This is a genomic window from Streptomyces sp. Ncost-T10-10d (genome assembly GCF_900091955.1).
Taxonomy (GTDB): domain Bacteria; phylum Actinomycetota; class Actinomycetes; order Streptomycetales; family Streptomycetaceae; genus Streptomyces.
The window spans coordinates 1-25,884 of the sequence record NZ_FMDF01000180.1 but is presented as its reverse complement, the minus strand read 5'-3'; the positions used below and the strand labels follow the sequence as shown (position 1 = coordinate 25,884).

General features: G+C 68.6%; 20 protein-coding genes and 6 pseudogenes. 11 read left to right on the top strand and 15 right to left on the bottom strand.

Going from position 1 to position 25,884, the window contains the following annotated elements:
• Positions 1–221, top strand: a pseudogene (locus tag GA0115254_RS32565) (DEAD/DEAH box helicase family protein); the annotation flags it as partial.
• A 1-nt stretch (position 222) separates the two neighbouring features.
• Positions 223–345, top strand: a pseudogene (locus GA0115254_RS47935) (helicase associated domain-containing protein); the annotation flags it as partial.
• A gap of 262 nt (positions 346–607) precedes the next feature.
• Here GA0115254_RS47935 and GA0115254_RS32555 read toward each other — a convergent pair.
• Both GA0115254_RS32555 and GA0115254_RS32550 read right to left on the bottom strand, forming a co-directional pair.
• Entirely contained in the window at positions 608–1,828 is a 1,221-nt protein-coding gene (locus tag GA0115254_RS32555) for an FAD-dependent monooxygenase (protein ID WP_093898864.1), read from the bottom strand.
• Positions 1,825–3,222 (bottom strand): MFS transporter, encoded by a 1,398-nt coding sequence (locus tag GA0115254_RS32550; RefSeq protein WP_093898863.1) that lies wholly within the window; start codon positions 3,220–3,222, stop codon positions 1,825–1,827. The genes GA0115254_RS32555 and GA0115254_RS32550 overlap by 4 nt, the downstream gene beginning before the upstream one ends.
• Positions 3,223–3,504: 282 nt before the next feature.
• Here GA0115254_RS32550 and GA0115254_RS32545 point away from each other — a divergent pair, with 282 nt between their 5' ends.
• A complete protein-coding gene (locus tag GA0115254_RS32545; protein WP_093898862.1) occupies positions 3,505–4,137 on the top strand; it encodes a TetR/AcrR family transcriptional regulator in 633 nt (210 codons plus the stop codon).
• A 283-nt stretch (positions 4,138–4,420) separates the two neighbouring features.
• On the opposite strand, the gene GA0115254_RS46785 is transcribed toward GA0115254_RS32545, so the two are convergent.
• Positions 4,421–4,558: a hypothetical protein gene (locus GA0115254_RS46785; RefSeq protein WP_256102892.1), complete on the bottom strand. Its 138-nt coding sequence runs from the start codon at positions 4,556–4,558 to the stop codon at positions 4,421–4,423.
• Between the two features lie 36 nt (positions 4,559–4,594).
• Between GA0115254_RS46785 and GA0115254_RS32535 the strand changes: the two are divergent.
• A pseudogene (locus GA0115254_RS32535) lies at positions 4,595–5,195 on the top strand (M24 family metallopeptidase).
• Positions 5,196–5,306: 111 nt separating this feature from the next.
• Here GA0115254_RS32535 and GA0115254_RS32530 read toward each other — a convergent pair.
• A complete protein-coding gene (locus tag GA0115254_RS32530; RefSeq protein WP_093898859.1) occupies positions 5,307–6,641 on the bottom strand; it encodes a GH1 family beta-glucosidase in 1,335 nt (444 codons plus the stop codon).
• Positions 6,642–6,702: 61 nt separating this feature from the next.
• Here GA0115254_RS32530 and GA0115254_RS32525 point away from each other — a divergent pair, with 61 nt between their 5' ends.
• Positions 6,703–7,338, top strand: a complete 636-nt coding sequence (locus GA0115254_RS32525; protein ID WP_093898858.1) for a TetR/AcrR family transcriptional regulator — start codon at positions 6,703–6,705, stop codon at positions 7,336–7,338.
• A gap of 130 nt (positions 7,339–7,468) precedes the next feature.
• Here the strand turns inward: GA0115254_RS32525 and GA0115254_RS32520 are convergent, their stop codons facing one another.
• From GA0115254_RS32520 to GA0115254_RS32510, 3 genes are all read right to left on the bottom strand, one after another.
• Positions 7,469–8,731 carry an MFS transporter gene (locus GA0115254_RS32520; protein WP_093898857.1) on the bottom strand — a complete coding sequence of 421 codons (1,263 nt, stop codon included), beginning with the start codon at positions 8,729–8,731 and terminating at the stop codon, positions 7,469–7,471.
• The gene (locus tag GA0115254_RS32515) at positions 8,728–10,788 is read right to left on the bottom strand and encodes an alpha-galactosidase (RefSeq protein WP_093898856.1); all 2,061 of its coding nucleotides are present in this window, start codon (positions 10,786–10,788) and stop codon (positions 8,728–8,730) included. The genes GA0115254_RS32520 and GA0115254_RS32515 overlap by 4 nt, the downstream gene beginning before the upstream one ends.
• A gap of 313 nt (positions 10,789–11,101) precedes the next feature.
• Complete coding sequence (locus GA0115254_RS32510) at positions 11,102–13,168, bottom strand: discoidin domain-containing protein (protein WP_093898855.1); 2,067 nt, start codon at positions 13,166–13,168, stop codon at positions 11,102–11,104.
• Positions 13,169–13,674: 506 nt separating this feature from the next.
• Between GA0115254_RS32510 and GA0115254_RS32500 the strand changes: the two genes are divergently transcribed.
• Together GA0115254_RS32500 and GA0115254_RS32495 are read left to right on the top strand one after the other, a co-directional pair.
• A complete protein-coding gene (locus GA0115254_RS32500) occupies positions 13,675–13,902 on the top strand; it encodes a hypothetical protein (protein WP_141720953.1) in 228 nt (75 codons plus the stop codon).
• An 85-nt stretch (positions 13,903–13,987) separates the two neighbouring features.
• Complete coding sequence (locus GA0115254_RS32495; protein ID WP_093898852.1) at positions 13,988–14,365, top strand: hypothetical protein; 378 nt, start codon at positions 13,988–13,990, stop codon at positions 14,363–14,365.
• Between the two features lie 33 nt (positions 14,366–14,398).
• Here the strand turns inward: GA0115254_RS32495 and istB are convergent, their stop codons facing one another.
• From istB to GA0115254_RS32480, 3 genes and pseudogenes are all read right to left on the bottom strand, one after another.
• Complete coding sequence (gene istB / locus GA0115254_RS32490) at positions 14,399–15,169, bottom strand: IS21-like element helper ATPase IstB (protein WP_093898851.1); 771 nt, start codon at positions 15,167–15,169, stop codon at positions 14,399–14,401.
• Positions 15,166–16,002 (bottom strand): annotated as a pseudogene (locus tag GA0115254_RS32485) (IS21 family transposase); the annotation flags it as partial. The pseudogene GA0115254_RS32485 and the gene istB, both read right to left, overlap by 4 nt.
• A gap of 203 nt (positions 16,003–16,205) precedes the next feature.
• Positions 16,206–17,261, bottom strand: coding sequence for a WD40 repeat domain-containing protein (locus GA0115254_RS32480; RefSeq protein ID WP_093898850.1), 1,056 nt, complete (start codon positions 17,259–17,261; stop codon positions 16,206–16,208).
• A 370-nt stretch (positions 17,262–17,631) separates the two neighbouring features.
• On the opposite strand from GA0115254_RS32480, the pseudogene GA0115254_RS32475 reads away from it, so the two are divergent.
• A pseudogene (locus tag GA0115254_RS32475) lies at positions 17,632–17,865 on the top strand (hypothetical protein); the annotation flags it as partial.
• A 785-nt stretch (positions 17,866–18,650) separates the two neighbouring features.
• Here GA0115254_RS32475 and GA0115254_RS32470 read toward each other — a convergent pair.
• Positions 18,651–19,046: pseudogene (locus tag GA0115254_RS32470) on the bottom strand (transposase); the annotation flags it as partial.
• A 269-nt stretch (positions 19,047–19,315) separates the two neighbouring features.
• Here GA0115254_RS32470 and GA0115254_RS32465 point away from each other — a divergent pair.
• Entirely contained in the window at positions 19,316–20,269 is a 954-nt protein-coding gene (locus tag GA0115254_RS32465; protein ID WP_093898849.1) for a phosphotransferase family protein, read from the top strand.
• A gap of 316 nt (positions 20,270–20,585) precedes the next feature.
• On the opposite strand, the gene GA0115254_RS32455 is transcribed toward GA0115254_RS32465, so the two are convergent.
• The 3 genes from GA0115254_RS32455 to GA0115254_RS46780 form a co-directional block, all read right to left on the bottom strand.
• On the bottom strand, positions 20,586–21,455 hold the full coding sequence (locus tag GA0115254_RS32455; protein WP_256102891.1) for an alpha/beta fold hydrolase: 870 nt from the start codon (positions 21,453–21,455) through the stop codon (positions 20,586–20,588).
• Positions 21,456–21,519: 64 nt separating this feature from the next.
• Positions 21,520–22,710 carry an IS110 family RNA-guided transposase gene (locus tag GA0115254_RS32450; protein WP_093898866.1) on the bottom strand — a complete coding sequence of 397 codons (1,191 nt, stop codon included), beginning with the start codon at positions 22,708–22,710 and terminating at the stop codon, positions 21,520–21,522.
• A gap of 237 nt (positions 22,711–22,947) precedes the next feature.
• Positions 22,948–24,012: a hypothetical protein gene (locus GA0115254_RS46780; protein WP_256102890.1), complete on the bottom strand. Its 1,065-nt coding sequence runs from the start codon at positions 24,010–24,012 to the stop codon at positions 22,948–22,950.
• Positions 24,013–24,519: 507 nt separating this feature from the next.
• On the opposite strand from GA0115254_RS46780, the gene GA0115254_RS44845 reads away from it, so the two are divergent.
• Both GA0115254_RS44845 and GA0115254_RS46775 read left to right on the top strand, forming a co-directional pair.
• Entirely contained in the window at positions 24,520–24,681 is a 162-nt protein-coding gene (locus GA0115254_RS44845; protein WP_176740387.1) for a hypothetical protein, read from the top strand.
• 82 nt (positions 24,682–24,763) lie between these two features.
• Positions 24,764–24,889, top strand: coding sequence for a hypothetical protein (locus GA0115254_RS46775; protein WP_256102889.1), 126 nt, complete (start codon positions 24,764–24,766; stop codon positions 24,887–24,889).
• Here the strand turns inward: GA0115254_RS46775 and GA0115254_RS32435 are convergent.
• Positions 24,876–25,649, bottom strand: a complete 774-nt coding sequence (locus GA0115254_RS32435) for a dienelactone hydrolase family protein (protein WP_093898847.1) — start codon at positions 25,647–25,649, stop codon at positions 24,876–24,878. The two genes, GA0115254_RS46775 and GA0115254_RS32435, sit on opposite strands and share 14 nt — an antisense overlap.
• Between the last annotated feature and the right edge of the window lie 235 nt (positions 25,650–25,884).

The following is a 25,884-nucleotide window of genomic DNA, read 5'->3' as shown; positions in this document are numbered from 1 at the left end:
AAAGATCCTTTGTGCCGCCGGAGGGGGCACGTGCAACGGGTGTGTCGGCGACCGGGTCCGGGAAGACGATCACGGCCGCCGCGAGCACGCTGGAGTGCTTCCCGGAGGGCCGGGTTCTGGTGATGGTGCCCACGCTCGACCTGATCGTGCAGAGTGCCCAGGCCTGGCGGCAGGTCGGGCACCGTGCGCCGATGGTGGCGGTCTGCTCGGTGGACAGGGACCGGATGGCCGGCCTCGCTCGCCAATTTCCCGCTGGGGCAGTGGACCGCCGACGCTCGCCGCTTCTACGCCCGCGGAGACATGGACGAGGACCGCGTCGCGCAGCTGGAGAAGCTCGGCATGGTCCGCGGATTCACCTGTCGCCCCCAGACTTCCTGCGACGACCGCGGGCCATCGTGGGAAGTCCGGGGGCGACCACGGCCCAGGGGCTGTCCAGTTCCTCGAGCGGTGACTCAGGATCGACAACGGCCGTGCGGCGCGTGGGGGCGGCGGGGTCCGCCGCTACGTCATGCTCTCCTCCATGGAGGCCGCAGTGCCCAGTTGGTCGGCCCGGAGCAGTAGGGCTCCGCGATCAGCGCACCCACCGTCACCAGCGCCGGGGCCGGGCTCACGTCATGGGCATGAATTCGGGCAGAGTGAGGGCCGAATGGGCCGGTCGTCCCTCCGCGGAGGGCATGGCGCTGAGATTGCGCAGCATGTCGTTGCGCCGCTCCAGGGCCTGAGCGGTGGTCGGGAAGAGTGCGGCATCGCCCTCGCCGACCTGCTCCTGGTTCAGGGTCACGAACTCACGGGTGTTGTGTTCGTAGGCAGCGAAGCCCGCGGCGTGGTCCCGGTCTGCCAGGGAACCGGCGAGCATGTACGCGCCGACGAGCGCGAGGCTGGAGCCCTGTCCGGTAAGGAACGAGGGCGAGTACGCGGCGTCGCCCACCAGCGCGACCCTGCCGCTGGACCAGCAGGGCATGCGGATCTGGCTGACCACGTCGAAGAACAGGTCATCCGCGTCGCGCATGGCGGCAACCATGCCCGGGACCTCCCATCCCGCGTCGGCGAAGACCGCGGCGACCAGGTCCCGTTGGGCTTCCGGGTTCCGGAACGCGTGGAACGGCGGTTCCAGGTGGGCGAAGTTCAGGAAGGCGTGCACTTCGTCGTCGTCCCCCACGGCGTAGAGTGCCGCGGCCCTGCCCGGGGTGTTCCACAACGTGGTCTCGCGGAAGAGTCCGAAGGTGTTGCGCATGGTGAACCCGGCGAAGCAGTAGCCGAGGTACCGGTGGAACTGCGCTTCGGGGCCGAACAGGAGCTCGCGGGTACGTGAGTGCAGACCGTCCGCGCCGAACACCATGTCGAACGTACGCCTGCTGCCCCCGTGGAAGGTAACGTCGACCCCGTGGCCGGACTGGTCGAGGGTGTCGATGGAGTCGTTGTACAAGAACTCCACGTCGTCACGGACCGCCGTGTGGAGAGCGTCGGTCAGATCCCCGCGCCGCACCTCCAGGTCCCGTCCCGCGACACCGCCGGTGACGGTGTGCGGGTTGACCGAAGCCACCTGGCTGCCGTCCCCTTCGAGGAAGGTCAGCCGGCGCAGGTCGATGTGCACGTCCCGCAGTCGCGGCAGGATTCCCATCCTCCGGACGACCTCCAGTGCGGTGCCGCGCACGTCGATGGGATAGCCACCGTCACGCAGTGTGCGCGCCTTCTCGACCACCGTGACCGCGAATCCGTAGCGGTTCAGCCAGAACGCGAGGGCGGGCCCCGCGATGCCGGCCCCGGATATCAGGACCTTGCGCCTCGGCGTGGTACGGATATCCCCCAACACATCGGTGTGGGTCATTCCTTGACTCCATTGCTCATGGTCCGGGTGACAAGCAGGGACAGCGCCGTGACGGCGCCGGCTATGACGAAGCCTGTGACGAAGGCCGATTCGGCCGGGACATCCGACCCGGCAGGGGTCCCGGCGGTGAGGATCGCACCACTGACCTGCGCACCCACGGCGTAGCCGAGCACGCGCGTCACCAGGACCAGGCTGGTGGCGATGCCGGTGTCACTTCGATCGACGGATGTGGCGGTGCTGGTCACCATCGCGGTGACGCACAGGCCGTTAGCGAGCGCGATCATCATCTTGCCGGTGATGAGGTGCCAGACCTCGGTGTGAAAGGCCGCCAGGGCGATCAGGGCGGCGACCATGATGACGATCCCGGCGGTGACCACGGCACGCGAGCCGAAACGCCGCGCCCCGATCCCGCTGATCGGCCCTGCCAGCGACGCGGCCACGGCGCCGGGCAGCAGAAAGAAGCCGATCTCGGTGGCGCCGGCCCCGAATCCGTACTCGTCGGCGGGCACCGCGAACAGCTGCGGGACGAGATAGACCGCCACCGAGGTACCGGCGCAGATCACGAACGTCAGCACACACGACTTCCACACCGCAGGCCGTGCCAGCATGCGCAGGTCGACCATCGGCGAGGCCGCACGACGCTCGACGGCTGTCCATCCGGTCACGAAGGCGGCCAGAACCACGATGAGGGCGCCGAGCACGAGTGGCTGCGAGCCGATGTCGGGCGCCAGGGCGAGCACGAGCATGAGCGTGACCAGCGTCCCGCTCAGGAGAACCAGGCCGGGCCAGTCGACCCCGGCGTCGTCTGACTGGCCCGGCGGATCATGCGGCATCAGCCTGTTCACAAGCATGGTGGCCCCGATGACCGCGATCGTCGGCAGCGCGAACATCCAGTGCCGGGACAGCCCTTCCGCCACCGGCCCGGCCGACAGCGTTCCCGCCATCCCGCCCCCGACGAACAACCCGCTGACCACCCCGATCGCCACCTTCGACTCTCCTGCGGGAAGGTGTTCGCGCACCAGAATGAACGACAGGGGCAGCGCGCCCACCATTGCTCCCTGCAGTACCTGACCGAGCAGCAGCACCGGCAGGTTCGGCGCCAGGGCGGACACCAGACCACCGGCACTGACCACCGCCATCAGCCGGATCAGGACCCGTTTTCCGCCGTAGCGGTCGCCTAATCTGCCTGCGACCGGTGTGACGAGCGCGCCGGTGATGAGGAGCACGATGCTGAGTAACGCCCCTTCGGCGGGACTCATATCCAGTTCGCGTTGCAGGAGCGGGAGCGTCGGCGTCACCACCGACTCCAAGGCGCCGGTGGCGACTGCCAGCATGCCAAGGGCCCCGACAGCGGCCTTCCCGATGCGAACCGGGGGAGCCAGAGTTGCGGTCATGGACGTCCTTTCCGTCATTGCCGGGCGAGGAAGGGGTCGGCCGTACGCGTAGTGCTGCCGCTTTGCCGGGCCCGGCGCGGACACGGCGGCCATTCACGCGGGGCGCAGTGTGCATGGTGCTTTGTGGACAGGTCTGAGGTCGTCCGACGGGGTGACCCGGGGGAAGCGGTTCCCGCGATGGCGCATGCATGGCTCCGCCGGGCGGAGCGGGTGTACGAGTGCGGCACCCACCGAGCCATTATTACACTACACTGTGCAGTGTAGAAAGGTTAAGATGTACCCATGCCGACCACGAAGACACTGCGCGAAGGGTCCGCACGGAAGCGGGCCGCCATCCTCTCGGCGGCCCGGGAACTGTTCCTCGCCGACGGTTTCGACCGGTCCAGCGTCGACGCGGTCGCCGCCCGGGCCGAGGTGTCCAAACGGACGGTCTACGACTACTTCGGCGACAAACAGACGCTGCTGCGAGCAGTCGTCGACGCCGTCAGCCAGTCACTGATCACCACGATCCGGCGCACCCTCGACGACACCCTCACCGACCTCACCGAGACACCCGACCTTGAGGACGCCCTGGTCACGTTCTCGATGCGCATCTCGACCGACATGCTCGGCTCGGCGGAGTACGCAACGCTGCAGCGACTGGTCCGGGCGGAATCCGGCCACCTGCCGCACCGGGGATACAACTCCATGGCCGACACCCCCGACGAGGCGCTTGCCGAACGGTTCGCCGCCTTGGCCGCGGCCGGGCTGCTCGACGTCCCCGACCCCCGGCTCGCGGCCGACCAGTTCATCGCGCTGACCTTCGGCGTCGCGCTGGACAGGCTCGGTTCCGCGAATGCCGCGCAGGACACCCGCGTCCGGCCACTCGTCGTCGAGGGAGTGCGGACCTTTCTCCGGGCGTACCGAACCATGTAGGGCTGGGGCAGCACGAATGAACAGTGCGCCGTCAGCCCATGTTCCCTCTCTCTTCTCCTCCCCCTTCGAACTCGTAACACGACCATAATCGTGTTACGAGTTCTTGCGGCGAGGAAGAAGCCAAGCCCGAGCCCGCATCAGCCTCTACAAACTCCGAGGACATCACGGAGTGTCGTTGCAGTACTAGTACTCCACCGAGTCCGACGACCACGGGCTCGGACGGTCCCGGGGCGGGCTGACCACCAAGCTCCACCTGGCGGTCGAGCAGGCCCAGAAGCCGATGTCACTGGTGATCACGGCGGGGCAACGCGTGGACGAGATCCGCGCCGCCCTGCCGGACGCTGAACTCGCCGACGCCCAGCTGCTGTTCTGGCAGGCCAAGCAGATCAGGAGCCCGCGCGAGATCGAGCTCATCGAGCACGCGGGCCGGGCCACCGCAGCGGGCTTGGAAGCGGCCATGGAACTGGCCCGCCCGGGCGTGACGGAGCTGGAGCTGTCCGCAGCCGCGCACGAGGCAATGGCCGCCGGCGCGGGCTGGATAGGCCACTGCATGATCGCGGGCGGCCCGCGCTCTGGACTCAAACACCTCTACCCGACCCCGCGGGATCGAGGACGGCGACCTGGTCTTCATGGACATGGGCGTCCACTACCAGGGCTACTTCACCGACACCGCCCGCACCCTGTGCGCCGGCACCGTCGGCCGGCGCCAGCGAGAGGTCCTGCAGTGCGGACTGGACATGTTTGAAGCCGTCCTCGCCGAGACCCGCCCGGGCGTGCCGGTCGCCGACCTGCAGGACCTCGCCCAGGGCCTCGCCGAGGAAGCCGACTACGGCGCCTACTACTGGCCCACCGGCTTCGGGCAGGGCATCGGCACCAACGTCGCTGAACTGCCCAGCCTGCACTGGAAGAGCGAGACCGTCCTGCAGCCCGGGCACGTGTTCGCCCTCGAACCGGTGATCCTCATCCAGGGCCTCGGCTGCGGCGTGATGGAGGACCAGATCCTCGTCACCGACACTGGCGCCCGCTCCCTGACCCCTGCCCGCAAGACGACCTGGTAGACCAGCACTCAGCTTGACTCTGTCGGGGATCTTGGTGCTCCCCGGCGGGACAGCGTGATCAGCAGGCAGACTCGTGGCTGTGGTGGAATCCGTGCGGGTTCGGCGGGCGGCTCAACCGCGCTGAGCGCGGATGAGGTCGCGGTACCACGCGAAGGACGCCTTCGGGGTGCGGACCTGGGTGTCGTGGTCGACGTAGACGAGACCGAAGCGCTGGTGGAAGCCCTCGGCCCATTCGAAGTTGTCCATCAGGGTCCAGGTGAAGTAGCCGCGCACGTCCACGCCCTGGGCCACGGCGGCATCGACGGCCTGGAGGTGGGTGTCCAAGTAGTCGATGCGGTCGAGGTCGGGAACGGTGCCGTCCGCGGTGATGACGTCCTCGACCGAGCAGCCGTTCTCGGTGATGTAAACCGGCGGGAGTGCCGGGTAGCGCTCCTTGAGGCCGACGAGCAGTTCCCGGAGACCGTCGGGGACGACGGGCCAGTCGAAGGCGGTGCGGCGGTAGCCCTCGATGGGGGCCTCTTCGAACGGCAGCCCCTCGGACGCCGGTGCCTGGATCCGGGTCGGGTTGTAGTAGTTGATGCCGAGCGCGTCCAGGGGGGCTGAGATCAGTTCGAGATCGCCGTCCCGGACGGAGCCGCCGAGGGTGGTGTCCCCGCCGAAGGCCGACAGGTCGGGGTAGGTGCCCGTGAGGATCGGGTCGTTGAACAGGCGGTTGTGCAGGTTGTCATAGGCCTGCGCGGCGGCGCGGTCGGCGGGAGCGTCCGAGGCGGGCCAGACCGGGGTGCAGTTGTTGGCGATCATCACCTGGAGGCCGCGTGCCCGCAGCTCTCTCAGCGCCAGGCCGTGGCCGAGCAGCTGATGGTGGGCGACCGGCAGGCAGTCCAGGAACAGGGTGCGGCCCGGCGCGTGGGTGCCGAGGCCGTAGCCCCAGACCATGTGGATGAACGGCTCGTTGAGTGTGATCCACTTCTGGACGCGGTTGCCCAGCTTGTCGGCCATGATGGCGGCGTACTCGGCGAAGCGGTGCGCGGTGTCGCGGTTCAGCCAGCCGCCGCCGTCCTCGAGGCCCTGTGGGAGGTCCCAGTGGAACAGGGTCGGGACAGGTTCGATGCCGCGTGCGAGCAGGCCGTCGACCAGCCGGTCATAGAAGTCCAGGCCTTGGGGGTTGACCTCACCTTTACCGGTCGGCTGGATTCGGGGCCAGGCGATGGAGAAGCGGTAGCCGGTGAGGCCCGCCTCGGCCATCAGCGCGAGGTCCTCGTCGTACCGGTGGTAGTGGTCGCAGGCCACGTCACCGGTGTGCCCGTCACGGACTGTACCGGGGCGGGCGGTGAAGGTATCCCATACCGACGGTCCGCGGCCGTCCTCCTTGGTGGCGCCCTCGATCTGATACGACGCCGTCGAGGCGCCCCAGATGAAGTCCGCGGACAGATGGTCCAGTGTCACACCCAACCTCCTAAAACATGAGTAGGGCTCATGTTAGCCCGTCCGATGGGATGATGGAAGCGTGAATCAAGATCGCACCGCAGGGACACTGCGCCGGCTGCCGGTCCAGAAGCGCAGCGCCGAACGCTTCGAACGGCTGCTGGAAGCCTGCGCCGAACTCCTGGACGAGGTCGGCTATTCCGCGCTGACCACCAAGGAGGTGGCCCGCAGAGCCGAGGTGCCCATCGGCACCCTTTACCAGTTCTTCTCCGACAGGGAGGGGCTGATCGGCGCGCTCGCCGCCCGCAATCTGGAGACCTTCTTGGAGCGGGTCGCGGCCCGGCTGGAGCACGAGAAGCCCGAAGACATCTCGGGCATCGTGGATGTGACCGTCGACGAGTTCGTCACCATGCGCCGGACAATCACCGGTTTCGGCGTGGTCGACTTCGGCGCGGCGGGACAGGACCACATCTTGGAGCCGGCTCTGGACAACAACACCGCGGTCGCCGAACGGCTGCGCGCACTGACCGCCACCGTGACCGGGGTCCAGGGCAACGCCGAACTTGAGATCGCTGTGCGGGTGGCCCTGGAGTGCGCGGACAGCGTGCTGAAACTGGCCTTCCGTACCGATCCGCAGGGCGACTCCCAGCTGATCGCCGAGTGCAAACGAGTCCTTGACAGCTATCTGAACGATCGAATCCGGCCCCCTGGCAACTAGTTACGAGTTGGTGGTCAAGGCGTGTTTCGCGGCCGAAAGCGCGAACGGCTGGGGCCGCTCGGGTGCTGTCGTGGTCACGTCGAGCGCATCACCGACGTGCTGCCGGAGGACGCCGCCGCCCTCCTGAGCGCTAACGGACGCTCTTGACCTTCCAGACCAATACCGCGCCCAGCACGGACATGGCCGCGGAGCAGAGGAAGAGCGAGCGGTAACCCCCCAGACTGCCGAGCACGATCGAGGCGATCGGGGGAACCAGAACGTATGGCAGGGAGGTCATCAGGTTGGCCAGCGCCATGTCCTTGCCGCGGTCCGCCGAGGCAGGGAGCACTTCGGTGACCAGGGCGGTGTCGACGGCCAGGTACACGCCGTAGCCCAGGCCCAGGATGACGGCTGCGACCAGCGTCATGGTCCACGTGGGCGACAGCGCGAGTGGGATCGCGGCGACGGCCATCGTGACGCCGCCGAGGAAGACCAGCATGCGGCGCTTGCCCAGCTTGTCGGACAGCCAGCCGCTGAGGACGACAGTCGAGATCGTGGCCAGGCAGTTGACGCCGATCACGATGAGCAAGCCGTCCTCGGTGGACTGGCCGGGGAACAACTGCTCGTAGTGCAGGACGTCGTCCAGGAAGTACGGCATGTAGAGCGTGCCCAGGCCGTAGCCCAGCCCCATGATGAACCGGGAACTCATCGCCCAGACGAAGCCAGGGTGCTCGCGCGGGCTGATCCGGTAGCCGTCCAGGAAGGTACGCAGCGAGAACGGCTCGCGGTGCCGGCGGGGAAGCGGCGGGTCCTTCATGGCGGTCGCGAACAGCAGTATCAGTAGCGGCAACGAGGCCATCAGCAGGTACTGCGCGGGGAAGCCCGTGACCAGCCCGAGCAGTAGCCCGCCCGCGATCATGCTGCCGGCCTGCGGGACCATGGCCCAGCCCAGCACCACACCGCGCTGTCCGGCCGGGACCCGGTCGGGCACCACCGGGGAGAGCCCGGCACCGATGACCATGAAGGAGGCGGACAGCACGAGAGAGCCGAGCGCGACTCCGGCGACCGTCGTCTGGACGCCGATGCAGGCCAGCGCCGCCATGCAGACCAGCGAGCCCGCGATCAGCCACGGTCGGCGGCGGCCTAACCGGCTGGTGGTGCGGTCGCTGAGCGCGCCGGCCAGCGGCGCGATGACGATTCCCGAGATCGCGCCCATCATGCTGACCCAGGCGTAACTGCCGACCTTCCCCGCCGGGTCGATCTGGGCGATCTGCGCGGGCATCAGGAACGTGGTCGGCGCCTGCATCGGGACGAACATCCCGATGTTGGCCAGGACGTACAGGGCGATCCAGCCGGAGCCGACCTTGCGGGTCGGCTCGGCGAGGGCCTCGGGCCGTTCGGGGGCGAGGGTCATCGGGGCACTCTCTTGAGGTGGATGAGCTCGCTCGTCCAGTCGAAGGACAGCAGCGGCGGGAGACCGTGGCTGAGCAGGACTGCGCCCTCGTGCACGGCGCCGGTGGCCTCGTCCCGGTAGCGGGCGTCGGGGTCAAGGCCCTTCAGGCGGGTACGGGCGGCCGTGCGGGTCAGCGCGGACGGCTGGAACTGGAAGACGACGACCTCGTCCTCGGTGAGGTACTGCACGGCGTGGTGCTCCAAGCGGTACTGCACGCCGCCGTGCACCACGGGCCGGATCCGCTTGTACTGCTCGACCAGCATCCGGGACCACACCAGATCCTCCTCGCTCCAGTTCCGCAGGTCGCCGCCGATGCCCATCGCCCCCGCCATCGAGACGTGGAAGCGGTACCGGACCGAGGTCGGGCGGGCGCTGAAGCTGTTCGGGCTGTCGGTGACCCAGGCACCCATGGTCCGGGCGGGCAGCAGCTGGCAGTGTCCGTGCTGGATCGCGACCCGGTCGGCGGCGTCGGTGTTGTCGGACGTCCAGACCTGGTCCGCGTAGGCCAGCACGCCCAGGTCGGCCCGGCCGCCGCCGCCCGCGCACGACTCCAGGTACAGGCCGGGACACGCGGCGCGCAGCTGGTCCATCACCTCGTAGACGCCTCGCGTGTGCCCGATCCAGACCCGGTCGGGATCGGCGGCCCCAGGCTGCCCTGCCTCACTGAAGGGCCGGTTCATGTCCCATTTGAGGAAGACGACGTCCAGCTCGGTGACGGTCCTGACCAGCCATTCGACCGCCCATTCGCGGACGTCGCGGCGGGCGAAGTTGAGCACGTGCTGGTTGCGACGCTGCGTGCGGGTACGGCCGTCCTGGCAGAGGATCCAGTCAGGGTGCGCACGGAAGAGGTCGCTGTCGGGGTTGACCGCCTCGGGCTCGACCCACAGGCCGAAACCCATACCCAGCGCGCGGACATGGTCGGCGAGCGGGCCCAGGCCGTCCGGGAAGCGGTCGGGATTGGGCCACCAGTCGCCGAGCCCGGCCATGTCGCTGGTGCGGGCGCCGAACCAGGCGTCGTCCACGACGAAGACCTCGACGCCGAGACCCGCGGCCAGCGCGGCCAGCTCGGTCTGCTGCTGCTCGGTGATGTCGAATTCGGTCGCCTCCCACGAGTTGAAGATCAGTGGGCGTTCGGCCGGCCGGGCGGGCAGCACCTGGTCTTCGACGTAGGAGTGCCAGCGGCGGCTGGTGCCACCGAAGCCGTCGGGGGCATACAGCCCGGTGAAGACGGGGGTCTCCAGACGCTCGCCGGGGAGCAGCTTCCAGACCAGACCCTCGTGGCCGAACCCGCCTGTCCAGGAGGCGCGGCCGCAGGGATCGCGGCGCAGTGTGATCCGGCGGCTGCCGCTCCAGGCCAGGGCCGCGCTCCAGACCTCGCCGTGCTCCTCGGCGGCGTCATACGCGTCGACCATCAGCCAGGGTCCGGCGTGCTGTCCCGTGATGCCGAGGCGGCTGGTGAACACGGTCTCCCCGACGGGCACCCGGTCGCGCTGGAGCTGGAACTCCCGGCCCCATTCCCCCACCACATGGCTGACCCGGTAGTCGTCGCGGGCGGGCAGCGTCCAGGCGGCGGAGTCGAACCGCAGGACGTCCACCGGCTCCTTGGCGGTGAGGACGGCCCAGCGCTCGATCTGGTCATGGCCGTCCCGAATCCGGTAGTGCAGGTCGAGACCGAGGGAGCGGACACGGTCGGTGAAGGAGAGTGTGAGCCGGTCGTCCTCGACCGTGTGCGAGACGAACCGCCACTCGAAGCCGCGGACGGCGTCGTCGAACCGGACGGTCAGCGACGGTGCCCCGAAGCGCAGGCCGCCCTCGACCGCGTACTCCTCACCGCCGGGGTCGTCGCTACCGGGGTCCTCGGCGGGCAGGTCGGCCGCGATCACGACGGCCTGCTCCAGGGTCAGCGGCCGGCCCCAGTGCACGTGCCGGGGGACGTCGTCGGCGTCCAGTTGGAAGGCGTAGGAGGTGCTGGGAGTACTCAGGAGCCAGAGGCGGGCTTCGGAGTGGTGAGTGATCACACAAATCCTTAAATGTGAGCTTGGCTCATGTTCTGCATACGTTAGGCAAGCGAGCCCGCAACGCCAACCCCCTGACGGGGGCTATCGAAGATCGTTCCAGCGGGGCCCTCGCACGTCCGGGAGGAGGGACGCCGATTCCGGCTGTCGGGCGTGAGGGTCTCTCGGGGATGGACGGTGACCGAGTTCGCGGCGCGTGATTCCCTGCGTTCTGCGCGGCGCGGGCGGCGAACGCGCCGGGAAGCCGGCCGAGGCCGGCCGGATCAGGAGAGTTGATCCGGCCGGCCCGGCCCTGGACACCGCCGCACTGGTGCCGTCAGTCGCTGTAGACGCCGACCTCTCGGAGCGAGTAGCCCCACCCGGTGCCGCGCTCCAGGCCTTGGATCCGTACATAGCGCGCGCGAGTTCCGGCGAACCGCGCTGTGTCCAGGCCGCCGTCACCGGCGGCCGTGGACCATGCCGTCTTCCAGTTCGTGCCGTCTTCCGACAGCTCGATGCGGTACGACTTCGCGTATGCCGCCTCCCAGTCGAGGGTGACGCGCTTGACCGGGTTCGTGGATCCGAGATCGATCTGCAGCCACTGGTCGTTGTTCCACTCGCTGGCCCAGCGGGTGCCCGTGTCGCCGTCCACGGCCTTGCCGGGCGCGAAGCTGACGAACGGGTTCCACCACTCCGAAGTGGACGCCGAGGCTGCCGCGCCCGAGGCCAGATTCACCCCGGACTTGTGCTTCTCGGAGTTCCCCCAGGTGCGTAGATAGGACTCGGCACCCGTGAAGAGGTCGTCCACGACCTCCTGGCCGCCGACGATCCGGATGTCCTCGATCCAGTCCGGGACCATGCCGTAGTGCGCGGCACCAGTGGTGTTGAAGTCCCACGTGCGCTCGCCGGTGGTCTGCTTGTCGATCACCGAGCCGCCGTCCGTGCTGCGGAAGGGATACTTCACCGGGTTGGGGGTGTCCCCGCCCCGCGGGCCCGGCCAGCCGCCGACGCCGTTCATGTCGGTGCCGTAGCCGTAGCCGACCTGGTACTTCTCGCGCAGTGCGTCCGTGCGCCTGGCCTCCGCGCTGAACGCCTCGGAGCCGCTCATGTACTGGGTGGCGAACCCGCCGAGCTTGTAGAGCCGCTCGGTCCACCCCAGGTCCATCCAGCTGTGCGAGGAGATGACACCCGGGTACGACTCGGACTCGAGGACGTCGAAGGCCTGATCCGCTGCCTTGACGCTCATGTGGTCGACCTCCAGCATCATGTGGCGCTTCATCATGCCGCGGACCGCGTACTCACCCAGGCTGGTCAGCCCGCGGGTGTTGCACTGCGCGTCCGAGGCGTACGTGGGGACGGACACCCCCTTCGGCAGTTGCTTCTCCGCCTCCGCCGCCACCGCGTTGCCGATGGGGTTGTCGTGCTGCGGGCCGCGGCAGGTCTCCGTCTTCCAGAAGGTGCCGGTGGACAGGAACTGGCCCACGTTGATCGCCGTACCGAGAGCGCCGGAGTCGTAGCGAACCCCGCACAGGGCGTTGTCGAACTTGTGGCACAGGAACATGCTGCTCACGCCCAGTTCGTGCAGCTCGTCCAGGCCGCGGTCGATGTCCTCCTTGCTGCACTGCGCGACGTCCAGGATCTGCTTGCAGCCGAACGGCTCGGAGGTCTCGACCCCCAGGACGACGGCCAGCTTGCCCTGCTCGATGACCTCGCGGGCCTGCGTGCTGTTGGTGACGATCCGGAACCAGCCCTTGCCCGGGCCGCCGTACATCTTGTCGATGAAGGCCTGCATGTCGTACGACTTGTGCGCCTCGAGACGGATGGCGGTCATCTCGTCGCAGCTGCGGTCCTTGAAGAAGTAGACCGAGCAGATCACGCCGTTGGTGACCAGGTCGTTGACCAGCACCCGCTGGCCGCCGCGCCATGCCCGCTCGATCCAGGCGTAGTAGTTCTGCTGGTGGGTCAGCGAGTCGTGGGCGGGCCAGTCCTTGAAGGTGGGCCACCCGTTGGGGTCGTGCTTGCCGTCGCCGCCCTTGGTGATGAAGTCGAAAATGGCGAGCGAGCCGTCGGGGTAGTGCTCGGGGCAGTCCTTGAGCGCGTCAGCGACGCCCTGCTCCGAGAACGGCTTGCCGCAGATCAGCCGGCCGCCGAAGCCCTCGTTGGACATGATGTGGTCGTGGGCGTCGACGAAGCCCCTGACACGCCCCTGGGCGTCGGTGCCCTTGAAGGGCTCGCCCGTGACGTTGATCTGCGAGTCGGGCGCGGGCCGCGCGGCCGGATTCCACCAGCCGGGCTCCGCCGCGGAGCTGGGCATCGGACCGAGCACCAGGGCCATCACGGTGAGGAGCAGTAACACTACCGTGAGGGATCTGATTCTGTGGCGCAGAGGTTGAACCGTGATCATCACATGAATCCTTAAATGTGAGTTGGGCTCATGTTCCGCTCATACGTTAGGCACCCGAGCCCGCAACGCCAACCCCTCGACGAGGGCTATCGCCGGGAAACGGACACCTGCCCGGCAGAGGTGTCGGCTGCGGCGCCCGCCGTCCGGCTCGGGTCGAGTTCGCGTTCCAGCAGGCCGGTCACGGCTGCGGACTCCAGAGGGAAGCCTGGACGGTCGTCAAACCGCTGCCGGCTCTTGCCTTCTCGCAGGGTCTCGCCGGTGCCCACTGCACGAGCACACCGACCAGGGCCGTCCTTCAAAGAGCGGTCCACGGCTCGCACACGGGGCCGGCTACAGAACAGCGGCCCGCCCTGTCGACGCGCGAAGGACTCCCGGACGGGCTCCGCTTCGCCCACCCGGACGACGCCGTCCCCACCGCCCCCGCCTGGAGCGGAACCGGACGCAAGGCATACCGGCAGGCGACGTGGCGCAAGGGCTCCAAGGGCCCGAGATTCCGGGTCCGAACGGTGCGTCCGGCCGGTGTCGTAGCCCGCACCCACGCGATGGCCCAGGCGGGAGGATCCGCCACCTGGGACGGCGTTCTGCCCACCGTGAACCTGCTCAGCGAGTGGCCCACCGGCCAGAAGACGCCCACCGAGTACTGGCTGACCAGCCTGCCTGCCGACACCTCGCTGCGGCGACTGGTCCGCATGGTGTCGGCGTACGACCTGAGCTCCCCAATTGCGTACGGATGAACGTCCCCAGTTACGTTCGCGGGTCCGGCTTGGCAGATTCGGGTTGAGATCGACACCCTGCCCCAGGGACAGGGACACTCGCACGATGAGAGAGAGCACGTCATCCACCGGGGCAGTGGAACAAGGCTGGGATGAGCCCTGGTACCGGGTCCGCACGGAGGCATTCGAGGCATCGTTCCTGCCCAGCCCGGATGAGGACTTGGGCTCGATCTGCAACGTCGATGTCTTCGTGAACCTCCAGGATGGCTCCCGGTGGACCGCGACTGTCTTCACGCTCGCAGAAGTCGAACGCCTGATGGACGTCTGGGCAGAAAGCGGCGAGGCTCTCGGCGGCCGCTACTTCTGGGTCTCAGACGGCCTGATCGTCCGGGATCCCGGTGTCGACAGCGTGACTCAGGTGATCGCCGGACTGATCGAGACCGACGAGTTCTCCACGGTCTTCCAGCGACTCGAAGACGACTGATCAGGCCCCCGGCAGCCGACTGGACGTGCCCTGTCAGGCCACGTCCGTGTCCCGCTCGATGGCCTTGAGGCGGTTCTTGAGGCGGTAGCTGGGGCCGTTGATGGAGATCACGTCGCAGTGGTGGAGGAGCCGGTTGAGGATGGCGGTCGCCAGGACCTCGTCGCCGAACACCTGTCTCCATTCGCTGAAGGTCTTGTTCGAGGCCAGGATGATCGAGCCCTTTTCATACCGCTTTGAGATCACCTGGAACACCAGGTTCGCTTCTCCGCGTTCGAGGATCTCGTAGCCCACCTCGTCGACCACGAGGACGCCCGGCCGCAGGTAGGTGCCGAGCTTGTTGGCCAGACGCCCGGCTGCTTCGGCGGCCTTGAGGTTGCGGACCATGTCGTCGAGGCTGGTGAAGTAGACGGAGTAGCCGGCCCGGCAGGCCGCGACCGCGAGAGCGACGGCGATATGCGTCTTGCCCACCCCCGGCGGTCCCAGGAGAGCGGCGTTCGCTTTGGCCTCGACGAACGAGAGCGTCGCGAGGTCCTTGACCTTGCGGGGGTCGAGCTCGGGCTGGAAGGAGAAGTCGTACTCATCGAGCGTTTTGTGGTGCGGCAGCCTTGAGAGTCGCAGGCCCTGGCGGAAGCGGCGGTCGTCGCGGACGGCCAACTCTTCGGAGAGGACCAGGTCGAGGAAGTCGAGGTAGCCCATCTTCGCTTCATCGGCCCGGTGGGCGAACTCGTTGAGGGTCTCCGCAAGGTGGGGCAGGCCGAGCTTGCCGGCCGTGGTGCGGATGCGGTTGCCGGTCAGCTCACTCAAGACGTTTCCTTCGTCGCTCGGTGGGTGGTGAAGGGGCGGGTGCCGGTCAGCTCGTCATAGACCGACAGTGGACGGCGGCCGACCTCGACCTGAGTGGCAGCGGCCCGGTTCAGCAGGGCCTGCAGCGGGCTGGCTTCCTGACCCGCAGACCGCTCGTGACGAGGCTGGAGAGGGACGTCTCCGGTCGTGGCCCGGCGTCCCTTCCCGGTGGGCAGACCGTCCCAGTGCGTCTCGTCGACGACGCGGGCCCCGCGGCCGACGGCTCGGGGATGGACCGCAAGCAGCGTGCTGCCGCCTGCGAGGGTGAGAGTCGAATGCAGCATGACCTGGGACTTCGTCGCCCGGATCTCGACCAGTTGGCGGGGGCGGACCCTGCGGGCCGGCACCGAGTAGAGGTTGCCGTCAAAGGCGACCAGGCAGTCCTTGCCCACGTGCCGAAGCTGCCGCTCGGCCACCAGATACGGAGTCGGCGGCAACGGCTTGAGAGCCGCGTGATCCCTGGCCGCCCGTTCCGCGATGACCTCACGGTGGGTCTTGTGGATCTGGGCCCGCCGCCGAGGCACCCATGCCAGGAAGGCGGCGTCCATCTCCTCGATGGACGAGAAGGAGCGGCCGGACAGGACGTGGTCGCGGACGATCAGGACCTGCCGCTCGACCCGCCCCTTGCCCTGCGGCCGGTAGGCGGCCAGGACGTCGATGTCGAAGTCGTAATGGCCGGCGAAGCCGACCGCTTCCGGATGCGGCGGGACTGCCTCGCCGGGTGCGACGTGGCGGCGGGCCACTGTCTTGGTCCGGTCGTAGACGATCGTCATCGGAGCCCCGCCGAAGTGGCTTCGTTCATCTTCAATGACAGCGTTTGTCGACGAGTTCGAGCAGCAGTTAGCGATCACGGCGGCCGGTGAATGTTCACGAGTTTTGACGGCGTTTCACGTCAGTGATCTTGACTTGCGGTCCTGCCGAGTAGCCGTGTTCGTCACCCGGCAGGCCAAAGATGTTCAGCACAGGTTCGCCGCCCTTGGGAGTTTGAAGCACCTACTCAGGCACGTAGGTGCGGTGCCAGGACCGCTATGTCGCCGCCGAACCCCACCACCAGCCGCCCGTCGGACGCCATGGTCACGGCGGTCACCTCCGAGGGGAACACCAGATCCGAGCCCACCTGACGGTGGGCGGCCATGTCCCACACCCGTACCGTCCGGTCATCACCGCCGGTGACGACGAGGGGACGGCCGTCGACCACGGCCGTGGCGAGGGCCCACACCGGACCGGTGTGGCCGGTCAGTGGCGCACGCCCCGTCACTTCCGTACGCGCAGCCACGTCCCGCACCTGAACCTGTCCGTCCCAGCTGCCGGTGACGGCGACCAGGCGGCCGCCCACGACAGCGGTGGTCAGCGACACCCGCTGCTGGTTGCCCCCGGCCGGGGGTGCGACCTGACCCTGATACTGACGCTCAGTCAGACCCCATGCGCCGACGGTGCTGTCGTCGTGCAGAGTGACGGCCTTGGGGTGGCCGTCCACCACGGCCGTCGCCACCGCCACCACGGCGCCGATGCGCCCCGCCGATGGGTCGCTCACGAGGTCGCCAACAGCCTCGCCCGTGGCCGGGTCCCAGATCAGCAGCCGGGGAACGCTTTGCCTGCCGATGAGGACCACGAGCCGACCGTTCACCACGCCCGTCGCCGCCGCCCACGCCCCGCCGGCGAGACTAGCCAGGGGGCGGCCGTCGGCCAGGTCCCACGACTGCACCAGCGCAGACGGGTCAGCGATGACGGCAACGGGGCGACCGTCCACCATCTCTGTCGCCGCGGCCCACACCGAGCCACGGGCGGGCAGGGGGGCACCGATCCGCTCACCTGTCGCCAGGTCCCACACCAGCACGGCTTCGTCGTCGGCTCCGGTGACGGCGACCGCGCGCCCGTCGACCACCGCTGTCGCCGCCGACCGCACCCAATCGGCGTGGCCGGTCGCCGCCTTGACGGACCCGGCGATCAGGCTGCCGGTGGCCCATTCCACCCGCCATCCCGTCCCCGGGCCCGCCGCCCGTGTCGCCGCCGGCTCGCCGCGGGTACCGCCCTCATGAACCAGGTCCGTCATGACCGGGACGTTAACCGCCCCCTCCCCGGAGGAGAACCGAAAATCCCGAGCCCCTTACCGGACTGCGGCGGAACACGGGAGTGCTGTCCGGGCAAGAACCGCGGTGCTGTCAAGACTCGTGAACACCACCCGACCGTGGATCAAGCTGCCTCCCAAACCCGTGAACAACTGCTGTCGCTAACCGTGAACAAAGCCAGATCCGAGATGTCCGCTCACCCGGACGGCCTGCTGTCCGTTGACAGTGAGGACAGCGCCGGTACGGAGCGGCTCTCTCCGGTACACCTGCGACGGTCACGGCTCCAAGCTTCTGAGGAAGGCGGCAAGGGGGTGGCTCGGTTACCGGGGCGGGCTGGTGTTTAGAGTCGCGTCCATGACGAGGACCACGCCGCCCCGCCCGCTCGATGTCGAGGCGCTCTTCCCGGAGCTGGCCGCCTACCGCGGTACGACCACCGGACTCCACCCCCGGCCGGGCAGCCCGGATGTGGCGGCCAGTTCCGTGGCCGGGCCGTTGCTGTGGCCGGCGGACGAGACGTGGCCCTTGTGCACCGAGACGCACGATCGCGGTCGTGGCCGGCGCCCTGCGGACATTCACCGGTTCAGTCGACGTACCGAAACATGAGCAACGGCCAAGTTCAAGTAACGTACCAATTGGTGGAGGGGAATCTCCCGTTGACTCTGCACGGCACGTTCAAGCCGTGGGCTATTGGAGTAGGCCACAGCAAGATCCTGCTTCGCGGATTGTCGGGGGGTGAGGAGGGGAATGTCCCTCGGGTCCTCGACGTCTTGTTCCAGGACGTCTCCCGAATCTCGCTGGCTGATCGGTACGCAGGCCTCAGCCTGTCGGACGCGGGCCCGGAAGCCTTGCGCACCGAAGAGCGGAGGACCGGGTGTAGCTGGGGAGAGAGCGCACTCTTCCGAGTCTCCGAAGACCATCCGTACGATTACGTCGTTGCGGGGCATGTCTTGTGGGCTGAAGTTTTCGTTCCCGCCACGGATCCGAGCCCGCTGATGCAGGAATTCCCCATTCCTGGCTCGATCAAGGATGACCAGGTCTTCCGAGTGAGAGCGGATCGGTAGCCGCCCCCAACACGTCGAAGCCCTGTCGAACCAAGATCGGTCTGCTGCGACGATGTTGCCGGTACGCAGTTGCTCGTCGCGGTGCCGAGCGCGGAGGATCTCAACGGTCTCATCAAGGCCGAGGGTCGTCAGGCCGATCTTCAAGGACCGCCTCAGCCTTGTCGCAGCGATGCCGAGGACCATCCACTGTGGCGGCTGTCCGTCGTAGAGCACTACCTCGCCGCTGGCGGCGACGGCGTCGCGTGCTTCCTTGCAGGCACTGGTCTGGCCTTTGAGCATCGCAGTAATGTCGCGCTGACTTGGGTTCTTGTCCTCGACGCCCAGGCCGGCGCCGTGTGCGACGACCTGGTTCTTGAAGCCCTGGTCGACCAGGGCTTTGCGGACGGTTCCGCCAGCGTGCTCGGCGACCTGGTCCAGCAGGATGCTGCCCGCGGTGTTGTCGTGGGTGTTCACGGCGAGGACGACGACTGCGATGACCAGGCCGAGGACGTCCACGGCCAGGCCGCGCTTGCGGCCGGGCACCCGCTTGGCTGGATCATGGCCGGTCGTGGCGGCGGGGACCCCGGCAGCCACGTAGACACTCTGGGTGTTCAGCACTACCAGGGTCGGGTCCTCTAATCGGCGGGCGCGTTCGCGGACCTGGCAACGCAGGAGTTCATGGATGACCTGGCCGGTTCCGTCGTCCCGCCAGGCGGCGAAGTAGTAGTACGCCAGAACCGGGATTCGTGTAGAGAACCCGGCGTCCTCACCCTCCGAAAACGCAAGGTTGATCTGCACAACTCCTGCGCCGACCGCGCAGACAAAACCTTCATCCCGCTGACCACGGCCACCGCCCCATGCAACCTTCTGCGGCACTGGACACCCGACGCCGCAGAGTGGCCCGTGCCTGAACCTGGTCTTGCCGGACTGAGTGGTACGGCCATTGCTTCCCAGTAAAGAGTTCGTGCGGGTCGCCGGCCGGATGATGAGGTGGCACGGTGACCAACCACGATGAGGCGGCGACTGTCCGACCGTTGACCCTGGCTTGGGTGAGCCGACACCTAGAGGCTGGTGAACGAATTGTCAGAACCGAGGCGCTGCACGGCGGCATCACCGCCGAGGTGCGGAAGCTGACCATCGGCACGCGAAGCGGAGGCACCCGTTACCTGGTGCTGCGGGCCTTCGTCAACGTGGAACACGCCGAGGACTGGTTGGACCGGGAGGCTGGCGCCCTGTCCCTGCTCCCGGGGACCGGCGTGCCTGCTCCTGGACTGGTCGCGGTTGATCCGACCGCCGCGCATTGCGAGTATCCGTCGCTCCTGATGACACATCTGGCGGGCCGGACGGTCCTCGACGACGAGGGATTGGAGAGACGCGTCCCCCTGCTGGCCCGTCAGCTCGTGGCGATCCACGCGTTGCGACCCGCCGAGCGGCCCCGGGGGTATGTGACGTTGACGACCGCCGACACTGTCGTGGTTCCGAAGGGCGCCGACGCGGCGGCTTGGGCCGCCGCGATCGACGTCATCCGTAAGCCCCCGCCGCCCTATGAAGGGCGTTTCCTGCACCGGGACTTCCAGCCGGGCAACGTGCTGTTCGACGTGCCGCCTTCAAGGCCGGCAGATGCCCGGATCACGGGGGTCGTCGACTGGGCGGCGACCTCCTGGGGCCCGGCGGATCTCGATGTGGCGCACTGCTCGGTCAATCTCGCGCTGCTGCACGGCCCGGCGTGGGGTCTACGGTTCCCCGAGGCGTATGAGGAGGCCGGCGGGGTGCTGGCTGCGGACGCGAGCGCGCGGTTGTACTGGCTGGTCCGGGACGGGCTGGCATCCTCAGAGGAAGTGCAGTTGGTGGCGCAGTCATGGCGAGAGGCAGGGAGGACGGAGCTGACGACGCGAGCTGTGGAGGAGCGGCTGGATGCCTATGTCACCGCACTGATGGACGCTCTGGGCTGAGCCAAGGCGGGCCGGGACGCGGCTGGCTTCGTTCACGTGACGATCGACAACCGGGTGCCCGCTCCGGCATGAGTGCCTGTTTCTGAAGCGTGACGCTTGCGCGAACGCTTCCCCGGGACCGGCACCAGGCAGCAGACTCACCTTCACGGCCTTCGTCTTGATCGGTGCACCTTGGTCGCAACACGTGATCAGACGAAGGCCGCTCCAGCGTCCGGCGAACGCCCAGGTGAGCGGCCTGGTTCGAGGCCCATTTCGACACGGACCTCCCGCGCTGTCGGCATCCGGGATGATGCCGACCGGCGAACCGGGCGAAGCCCTATGTGCCCACCGCGCCTTGCACGAATCTCCGAAGATGCGCACGCACGGCGTCGGGCTGCTCCAACCAGGGCTCATGCCCAGCGTCCTCGATGCGCGTCAGCGGAAGATCGAGCCGGAACGCGAGTGATTCGAGGGCCGACAGAGGGCGGGGATCGTCGACCCCACCGAGGAGTTCCGCTCGCGCGGGTAGGTGCGCGCGCAGGTCGACAAGGTGCTCATCAAGCGGGTCCGCGCGTCCTTCCTTGCCGAGTTCGCTGTTCATAGCCCAGTTGACGGGGCGCCGCTGCCGGGCACCCTGCGCGGCCCAGTGCCACCCGCGTTCGGGATCGGCATGGTCAGTGAACCAGGCCAGCGTGAGCAGCTCGACTTCCTGCTCCTCGGTGCGGCGCGGTGCCTCCTCCAATTCGCGGAGCCGCTCCTGCTGCGCTGCGGACATGCGACGTTCGCGCTCCGCCCGGTCCCCGGTGCGCCAATCACCGACGAACGGCCCGCACATCAGCAGCATCGCGGCAACCCGGTCAGAGTGCGCCAGACAGAACCGGCTCGCCAGGTCGGTGCCGTAGGAGTGCCCAATCAGCACGGCCTTGGGCACGTCCCATGCGTCGAGCAGCTCGGCGAGGTCGTCGACATGCCGGGCGCGGGAATGGCGGCCCCGCCACGGGGATTGGCCGGTGCCACGCTGGTCGTACCGGTACACGGGCGCGAGGTCCGCGATCACGGGCGCGACATCGCCCAGGTAATCCGGCAGACCCGGACCACCATGGAGCATGACCACGGGCGGCTGCCGAGTCGTGTCCCCCAGTGCCATCCAACGTAATTGCGCCCCGTCCGTCATCGACGCGACGCCCTGCGTCTCCATCAAGGTCATCGTGGAGAACCTACCGATGTCACTGAGGCTCCGCCAAAGGTTAAAGAACTTCCCAATGACGATGTCAAGCCGCTGCCGTGACGGTTGGTGAGGCATCGTAATACTCTCCGTCGCGGAGCATGGCCCACAAGACGTTGGCTCGTCGCCGGGCCAGAGCGAGCACGGCCTGCTTGTGGCCCTTCCCCTCGTTGCGCTTGCGGCCGTAGTAGGACTGGGAGGCGGTGCAGGTTCTGAGGCTGGCCATGGCGGAGAGGTAGAAGGCACGGAGCAGGCCGCGGTGGTAGCGACGCGGGCGGCGCATGTTCCCGCTGACGCGACCTGAGTCGCGTGGCACGGGTGAGAGGCCGGCGAAGGAGGCCAGACGGTCGGCCGTACCGAACGCTTCCAGGTCGCCGCCGGTTGCGGCGATGAACTCGGCGCCGAGGAGAGTGCCCATGCCGGGCAGACTGCGGATCACCGTTGCGTGTCGGTGCTCGTTGAAGCGGGCCTCTATGAGCGCGTCGAGTTCGGCGATCTCCTCGCCAAGGGCCAGCACGCCCTTGGCGATGCGGGCGACCATGGCGGCCGCGAGGGTCTCTCCAGGCAAGGCGGTGTGCTGGGCCCTGGCCGCCTCAACGGCTGTCTCGGCGAGCGTGGCCGCGTTCTTCACCTTGCGGTTCCTCAGCCAGGTCCCGATCCGCGTGGCCCCGCTGCAACGGATGGCGGCCGGCACCTGGTAGCCGGTCAGGAGGACGACCGGGCCCTTCTTGCTCAGGTTCAGCGCACGCTCCAACGCAGGGAAGAACTCAAGCAGTTGAGCCCGCATTCGATTGGTCTGACGGGTCCGGTCGTTGACCAGGTCGAGGCGGCGGGCGGTCAGGGTCCGCAGGTCGACGGCTATCTCGTCGCCGGGTCGCAAGAGACCGAGGTCCTTGCGCATGCGTGCCTGATCGGCGATGACGAACGCGTCCTTCTCGTCCGTCTTGCCCTGACCTCGGTAGGCGGCCGAAGCCTGGTGCACGGCGAGGCCGGTGATGTAGACCATCGGCTGTTCGTGGCTGAGCAGGAGGCCGATGAGCAGGGCGGCTCCGCCGTGGTTGATGTCCACAGCCCACAACGTGTCCTCGGAGAGCGCGAGAACGTCCGCAATCAGCTCCAGCAGGGTCGACTCGTCATTGCAGACTCGACGCGAAAGGAGGCGTTCGCCCCTCTCGTCGACCACCACGCAGTGGTGGTGTTCCTTACCGATGTCCACTCCGGCCCAGATCTGGGGCACGGTCACCTCCGCCAGTTCGTCGTCACATATCGATCCCGCGGACGACCTCGCCGACGTTGTCCTACACAGCGATCGAGTCGCGTATCCCAATCAGCGGTCGAGTCGTCGCGGGGCTCCAGGCGGCCAAGTTCTTTGAGCCGTCCAACGGCGACAAGCTCACAGCCATACCCAGAACCCCCGGGCCCGCTGATCTTACGAATGACCAGCTCAGACCCACGCTTGGAAGGTAGGACAAGCTCAGCGACCGGCTTCTCGCCCTTGGTGCGAGTCCGGCTGCTGAGGGCGGTGCGCCCGCTGGTCGTCCCCGCGCGCCGGGGGCGGTCCGTCGGTGTCCTCCCGGTCGGCGTACCGGACCGTCCTCTTGCGGGACTGGTCGCCCGCCTGCGTATAGACGTCCTGGAGGCGGCGCAGCTGCTCGTCGGTGAACTCCAGGGCTTCCACGTCGGTGCGCGACTTCTTCAGGGCCCGCAGCGCCGTCAGGTCGATCGCTGACCTGGGCTCGTCCTCCGGCTCCGGGCGGTCGGGGTCGGTGTCCTGGTGCGCGAGAAGGAGCTCGGGCATCGCCGCTTGCTGGCGCGCGGCGACGTCGTACGCCCCGCCCCGTACGGCCGTGGCGGTGGCGGCGGTGGTGGTGGTGCGCAGCTTCTCCCGCACCGCCACACCGGCGAGGACGGCCCGGCCGTAGCTCAGCGGGACGCGGGGTATCTCCCACTCCCCCGCGTCCTGATCTGGGGGCCGGGACGCAGCCGACGGGCCAGGGTCGGCCGGGGAGTGCCGGTTCGGGTCGGGGACGGCGGTTGTTGGGCGGCGGCGGGCGGGGAGATCGGACAGTGCCCACCGGGCGGTGTAGAGGCGGTAGCCGGGCTCCAGGCTGCGCGCGGTCTTCGGGTCGCTGATGTCCAGGCAGTGGCTGGAGATGGCGGCGGCCACGATCTGGTCGTCCAGGCCGGGGTCGCGGCGGCGGCCGCGCAGGACGAGTGCGAGGTGGCGGCGGGCTTCGGCGAGCAGGTGCCGGCGGTGGAACCGGCCGCCGTCGTTCATCACGAACACCGTCGCGGTGACGTCGACGGTCGCCAGAGCGACGTCGACCACGGCGGCGATCCGGGCCCGGACCGCCGCAGCCGCGGCACGGGCGTACTCGAGGAGGGAGGTGATGACGTCGACGGCCACCCCGGAGGTGAGGATCGCGCTCGCCTTCCACCGCTCGCGCAGCTGCGCGAGCGGCCGGGCCGTCTGCTTCGGCGGGCGCGTCTTGCGCGCGGCGATCCCGTTCAGCTTGGCGCGGGCCCGCTCGGAGACCACGGGCAGGAACTTCGGCTCGCCGTCGTCGTCGACGGCGGTGACGTACTCGTGCTCCAGCTCTGCCAGGCAGGCAGCGATCTGGTCGCTGCCGGGAGGTCCAGCGGATCAGCTCGTGCGGCACCCCGGCAATCTCCATCACAGGCCGGCGCCCCGGGGTGACGGTGCGCGGCTCGGTCGCCAGACCCGTCCTGATCCCCAGCTGCCGAGCGCACGCCGCACGGCACGCGACGGGAAGGTCCAGATCACGTTCGACGACCGGACCGTGCGTGCCGTCGTGCACCGACGTCGCGGCACCTCGTTGGTCACGATCGAGGTCGCGCTGATGTCCCGGAGGCGACGGCCGAGATCTCCCGCCGGCTGAGCGGCATCCAGCCCCTGCTCACCGACGACCTGTACCGCGCGATCGCCGACGCGGGCCATCCGCCCGCGCCGGCCCTCGACAGCGTCGACTGCTCCTGCCCGACCGCCACCCCGCGGTGCGTCCATGAGCTGTCCGTCTGCTACGACATGGCGCGGCGCATCGACGACGGTCCCCGCATCGCTCTTGACGTGCAGGGCTTCTTCCGCGCTTCGGCGGGCGGCGGCCGGGCGCCCGCCGAAGCGACGGCGCAGCGCTGGATCGCTCTCAACTCCCTTGATCCGGCAGCCTACTTCTCGGCGGCCGATTGACCCGGCCGGCCTGAGGGGGAGCGGTGCGTGCCCGCCCGGCGGGCACGCACCCTCGCACCGCCCCGACCGGCCGGTACCGCCGATGGCCTGTAGCGCCGCGATCGGGGCGGTTGTACATCCGCTGGCCACCGCCGTCGAGGAGGGCCGGGACCTGTCCTCGATGAGCGGCGTCCTGGTCGGCGCCGTCTACCATCTCATGCTGGCCTGACGGCAGGGGTGGTCGGCGGCTGGCTCAGGTGCCGGGTGAAGAACTGGGCCGCGGCGTCCCCCGCGAACTGCGGGACGCCGGTGTGCCCGCCCATATTGGCGTGCAGGGACTTCTCCTTGGAGCCGAAGGCGTCGAACAGGTCCAGGGCCGCCTGCCGGTCGTTGCCCTCGTCGTCCCACTGCAGCAGGACGTGCAGCGGAATGGTGACCTGGCGGGCCTCCTCGAACATGGCGCGAGGCACGAAACTCCCGGCGAACAGACCGGCGGCCGCGATGCGCGGCTCGACCACCGCCAGCCGGATACCGATGGAGATCACGCCCCCCGAGTATCCGACCTTGCCGCCGATCTCGGGCAGCGAAAGGAGAGCGTCCAGGGCGGCCTGCCATTCCGGGACCGACTTCTCAACGAGCGGGAGGATGAGGGCGTCGACGATCTCGTCGCCGACCGGCTCGCCGGCCTCCATCGCCCGGCGCAGGTCGGCGCGGGCCTGCTCGGCGGCGGCCCATCGGGGCCGGTCACCGCTCCCGGGGAGCTCGATGGTGGCTGCGGCGAAACCGTCCGCCGCGGCGCGCCGGGCCCGGGCCACCAGCCGGGGGTACATCTTGCCCAGCCCGAGCGGGGGGTGGCCGAGCAGGATCAGCGGCGCCGGTGCGGATGCGGATGCAGACGCGGGCATCCACAGGACGCCGGGGATCTCGCCGAGGGTGAATCCGCGCTCGATGACGCCGTCGTCGAGGCGTTGTTCAGAAGTGAAATGCATGGTCGTGCCTTTCGGGAGTGCACAGGAATGGCGCTCCCGGACGACCTGTCTATCGTCCGACCGTGACCCCGGAGGAGAGCACCCACGTCGATACTGCGTTCACGGGTACCACCTCCTCGTTCTCTCGCACGGCTTCCGGAAAAGTAGCAGTGGTCACAGTGGTTCGCCAAACGGGTTCTTGCGGAGGCTCCGTGACCGGATGCCGCGGAGCCGCTCACCTCAGCTTGGCGTTTAA

Coding starts and splice junctions, on each gene's coding strand:
- GA0115254_RS32555 (WP_093898864.1), bottom strand. CDS start 1,828: ATGACCCACACCGATGTGTTGGGGGATATCCGTACCACGCCGAGGCGC.
- GA0115254_RS32550 (WP_093898863.1), bottom strand. CDS start 3,222: ATGACCGCAACTCTGGCTCCCCCGGTTCGCATCGGGAAGGCCGCTGTC.
- GA0115254_RS32545 (WP_093898862.1), top strand. CDS start 3,505: ATGCCGACCACGAAGACACTGCGCGAAGGGTCCGCACGGAAGCGGGCC.
- GA0115254_RS32520 (WP_093898857.1), bottom strand. CDS start 8,731: ATGACCCTCGCCCCCGAACGGCCCGAGGCCCTCGCCGAGCCGACCCGC.
- GA0115254_RS32510 (WP_093898855.1), bottom strand. CDS start 13,168: ATGATCACGGTTCAACCTCTGCGCCACAGAATCAGATCCCTCACGGTA.
- GA0115254_RS32495 (WP_093898852.1), top strand. CDS start 13,988: ATGAGAGAGAGCACGTCATCCACCGGGGCAGTGGAACAAGGCTGGGAT.
- GA0115254_RS32480 (WP_093898850.1), bottom strand. CDS start 17,261: ATGACGGACCTGGTTCATGAGGGCGGTACCCGCGGCGAGCCGGCGGCG.
- GA0115254_RS32455 (WP_256102891.1), bottom strand. CDS start 21,455: ATGACCTTGATGGAGACGCAGGGCGTCGCGTCGATGACGGACGGGGCG.
- GA0115254_RS44845 (WP_176740387.1), top strand. CDS start 24,520: ATGGCGCGGCGCATCGACGACGGTCCCCGCATCGCTCTTGACGTGCAG.
- GA0115254_RS46775 (WP_256102889.1), top strand. CDS start 24,764: ATGGCCTGTAGCGCCGCGATCGGGGCGGTTGTACATCCGCTGGCCACC.
- GA0115254_RS32435 (WP_093898847.1), bottom strand. CDS start 25,649: ATGCATTTCACTTCTGAACAACGCCTCGACGACGGCGTCATCGAGCGC.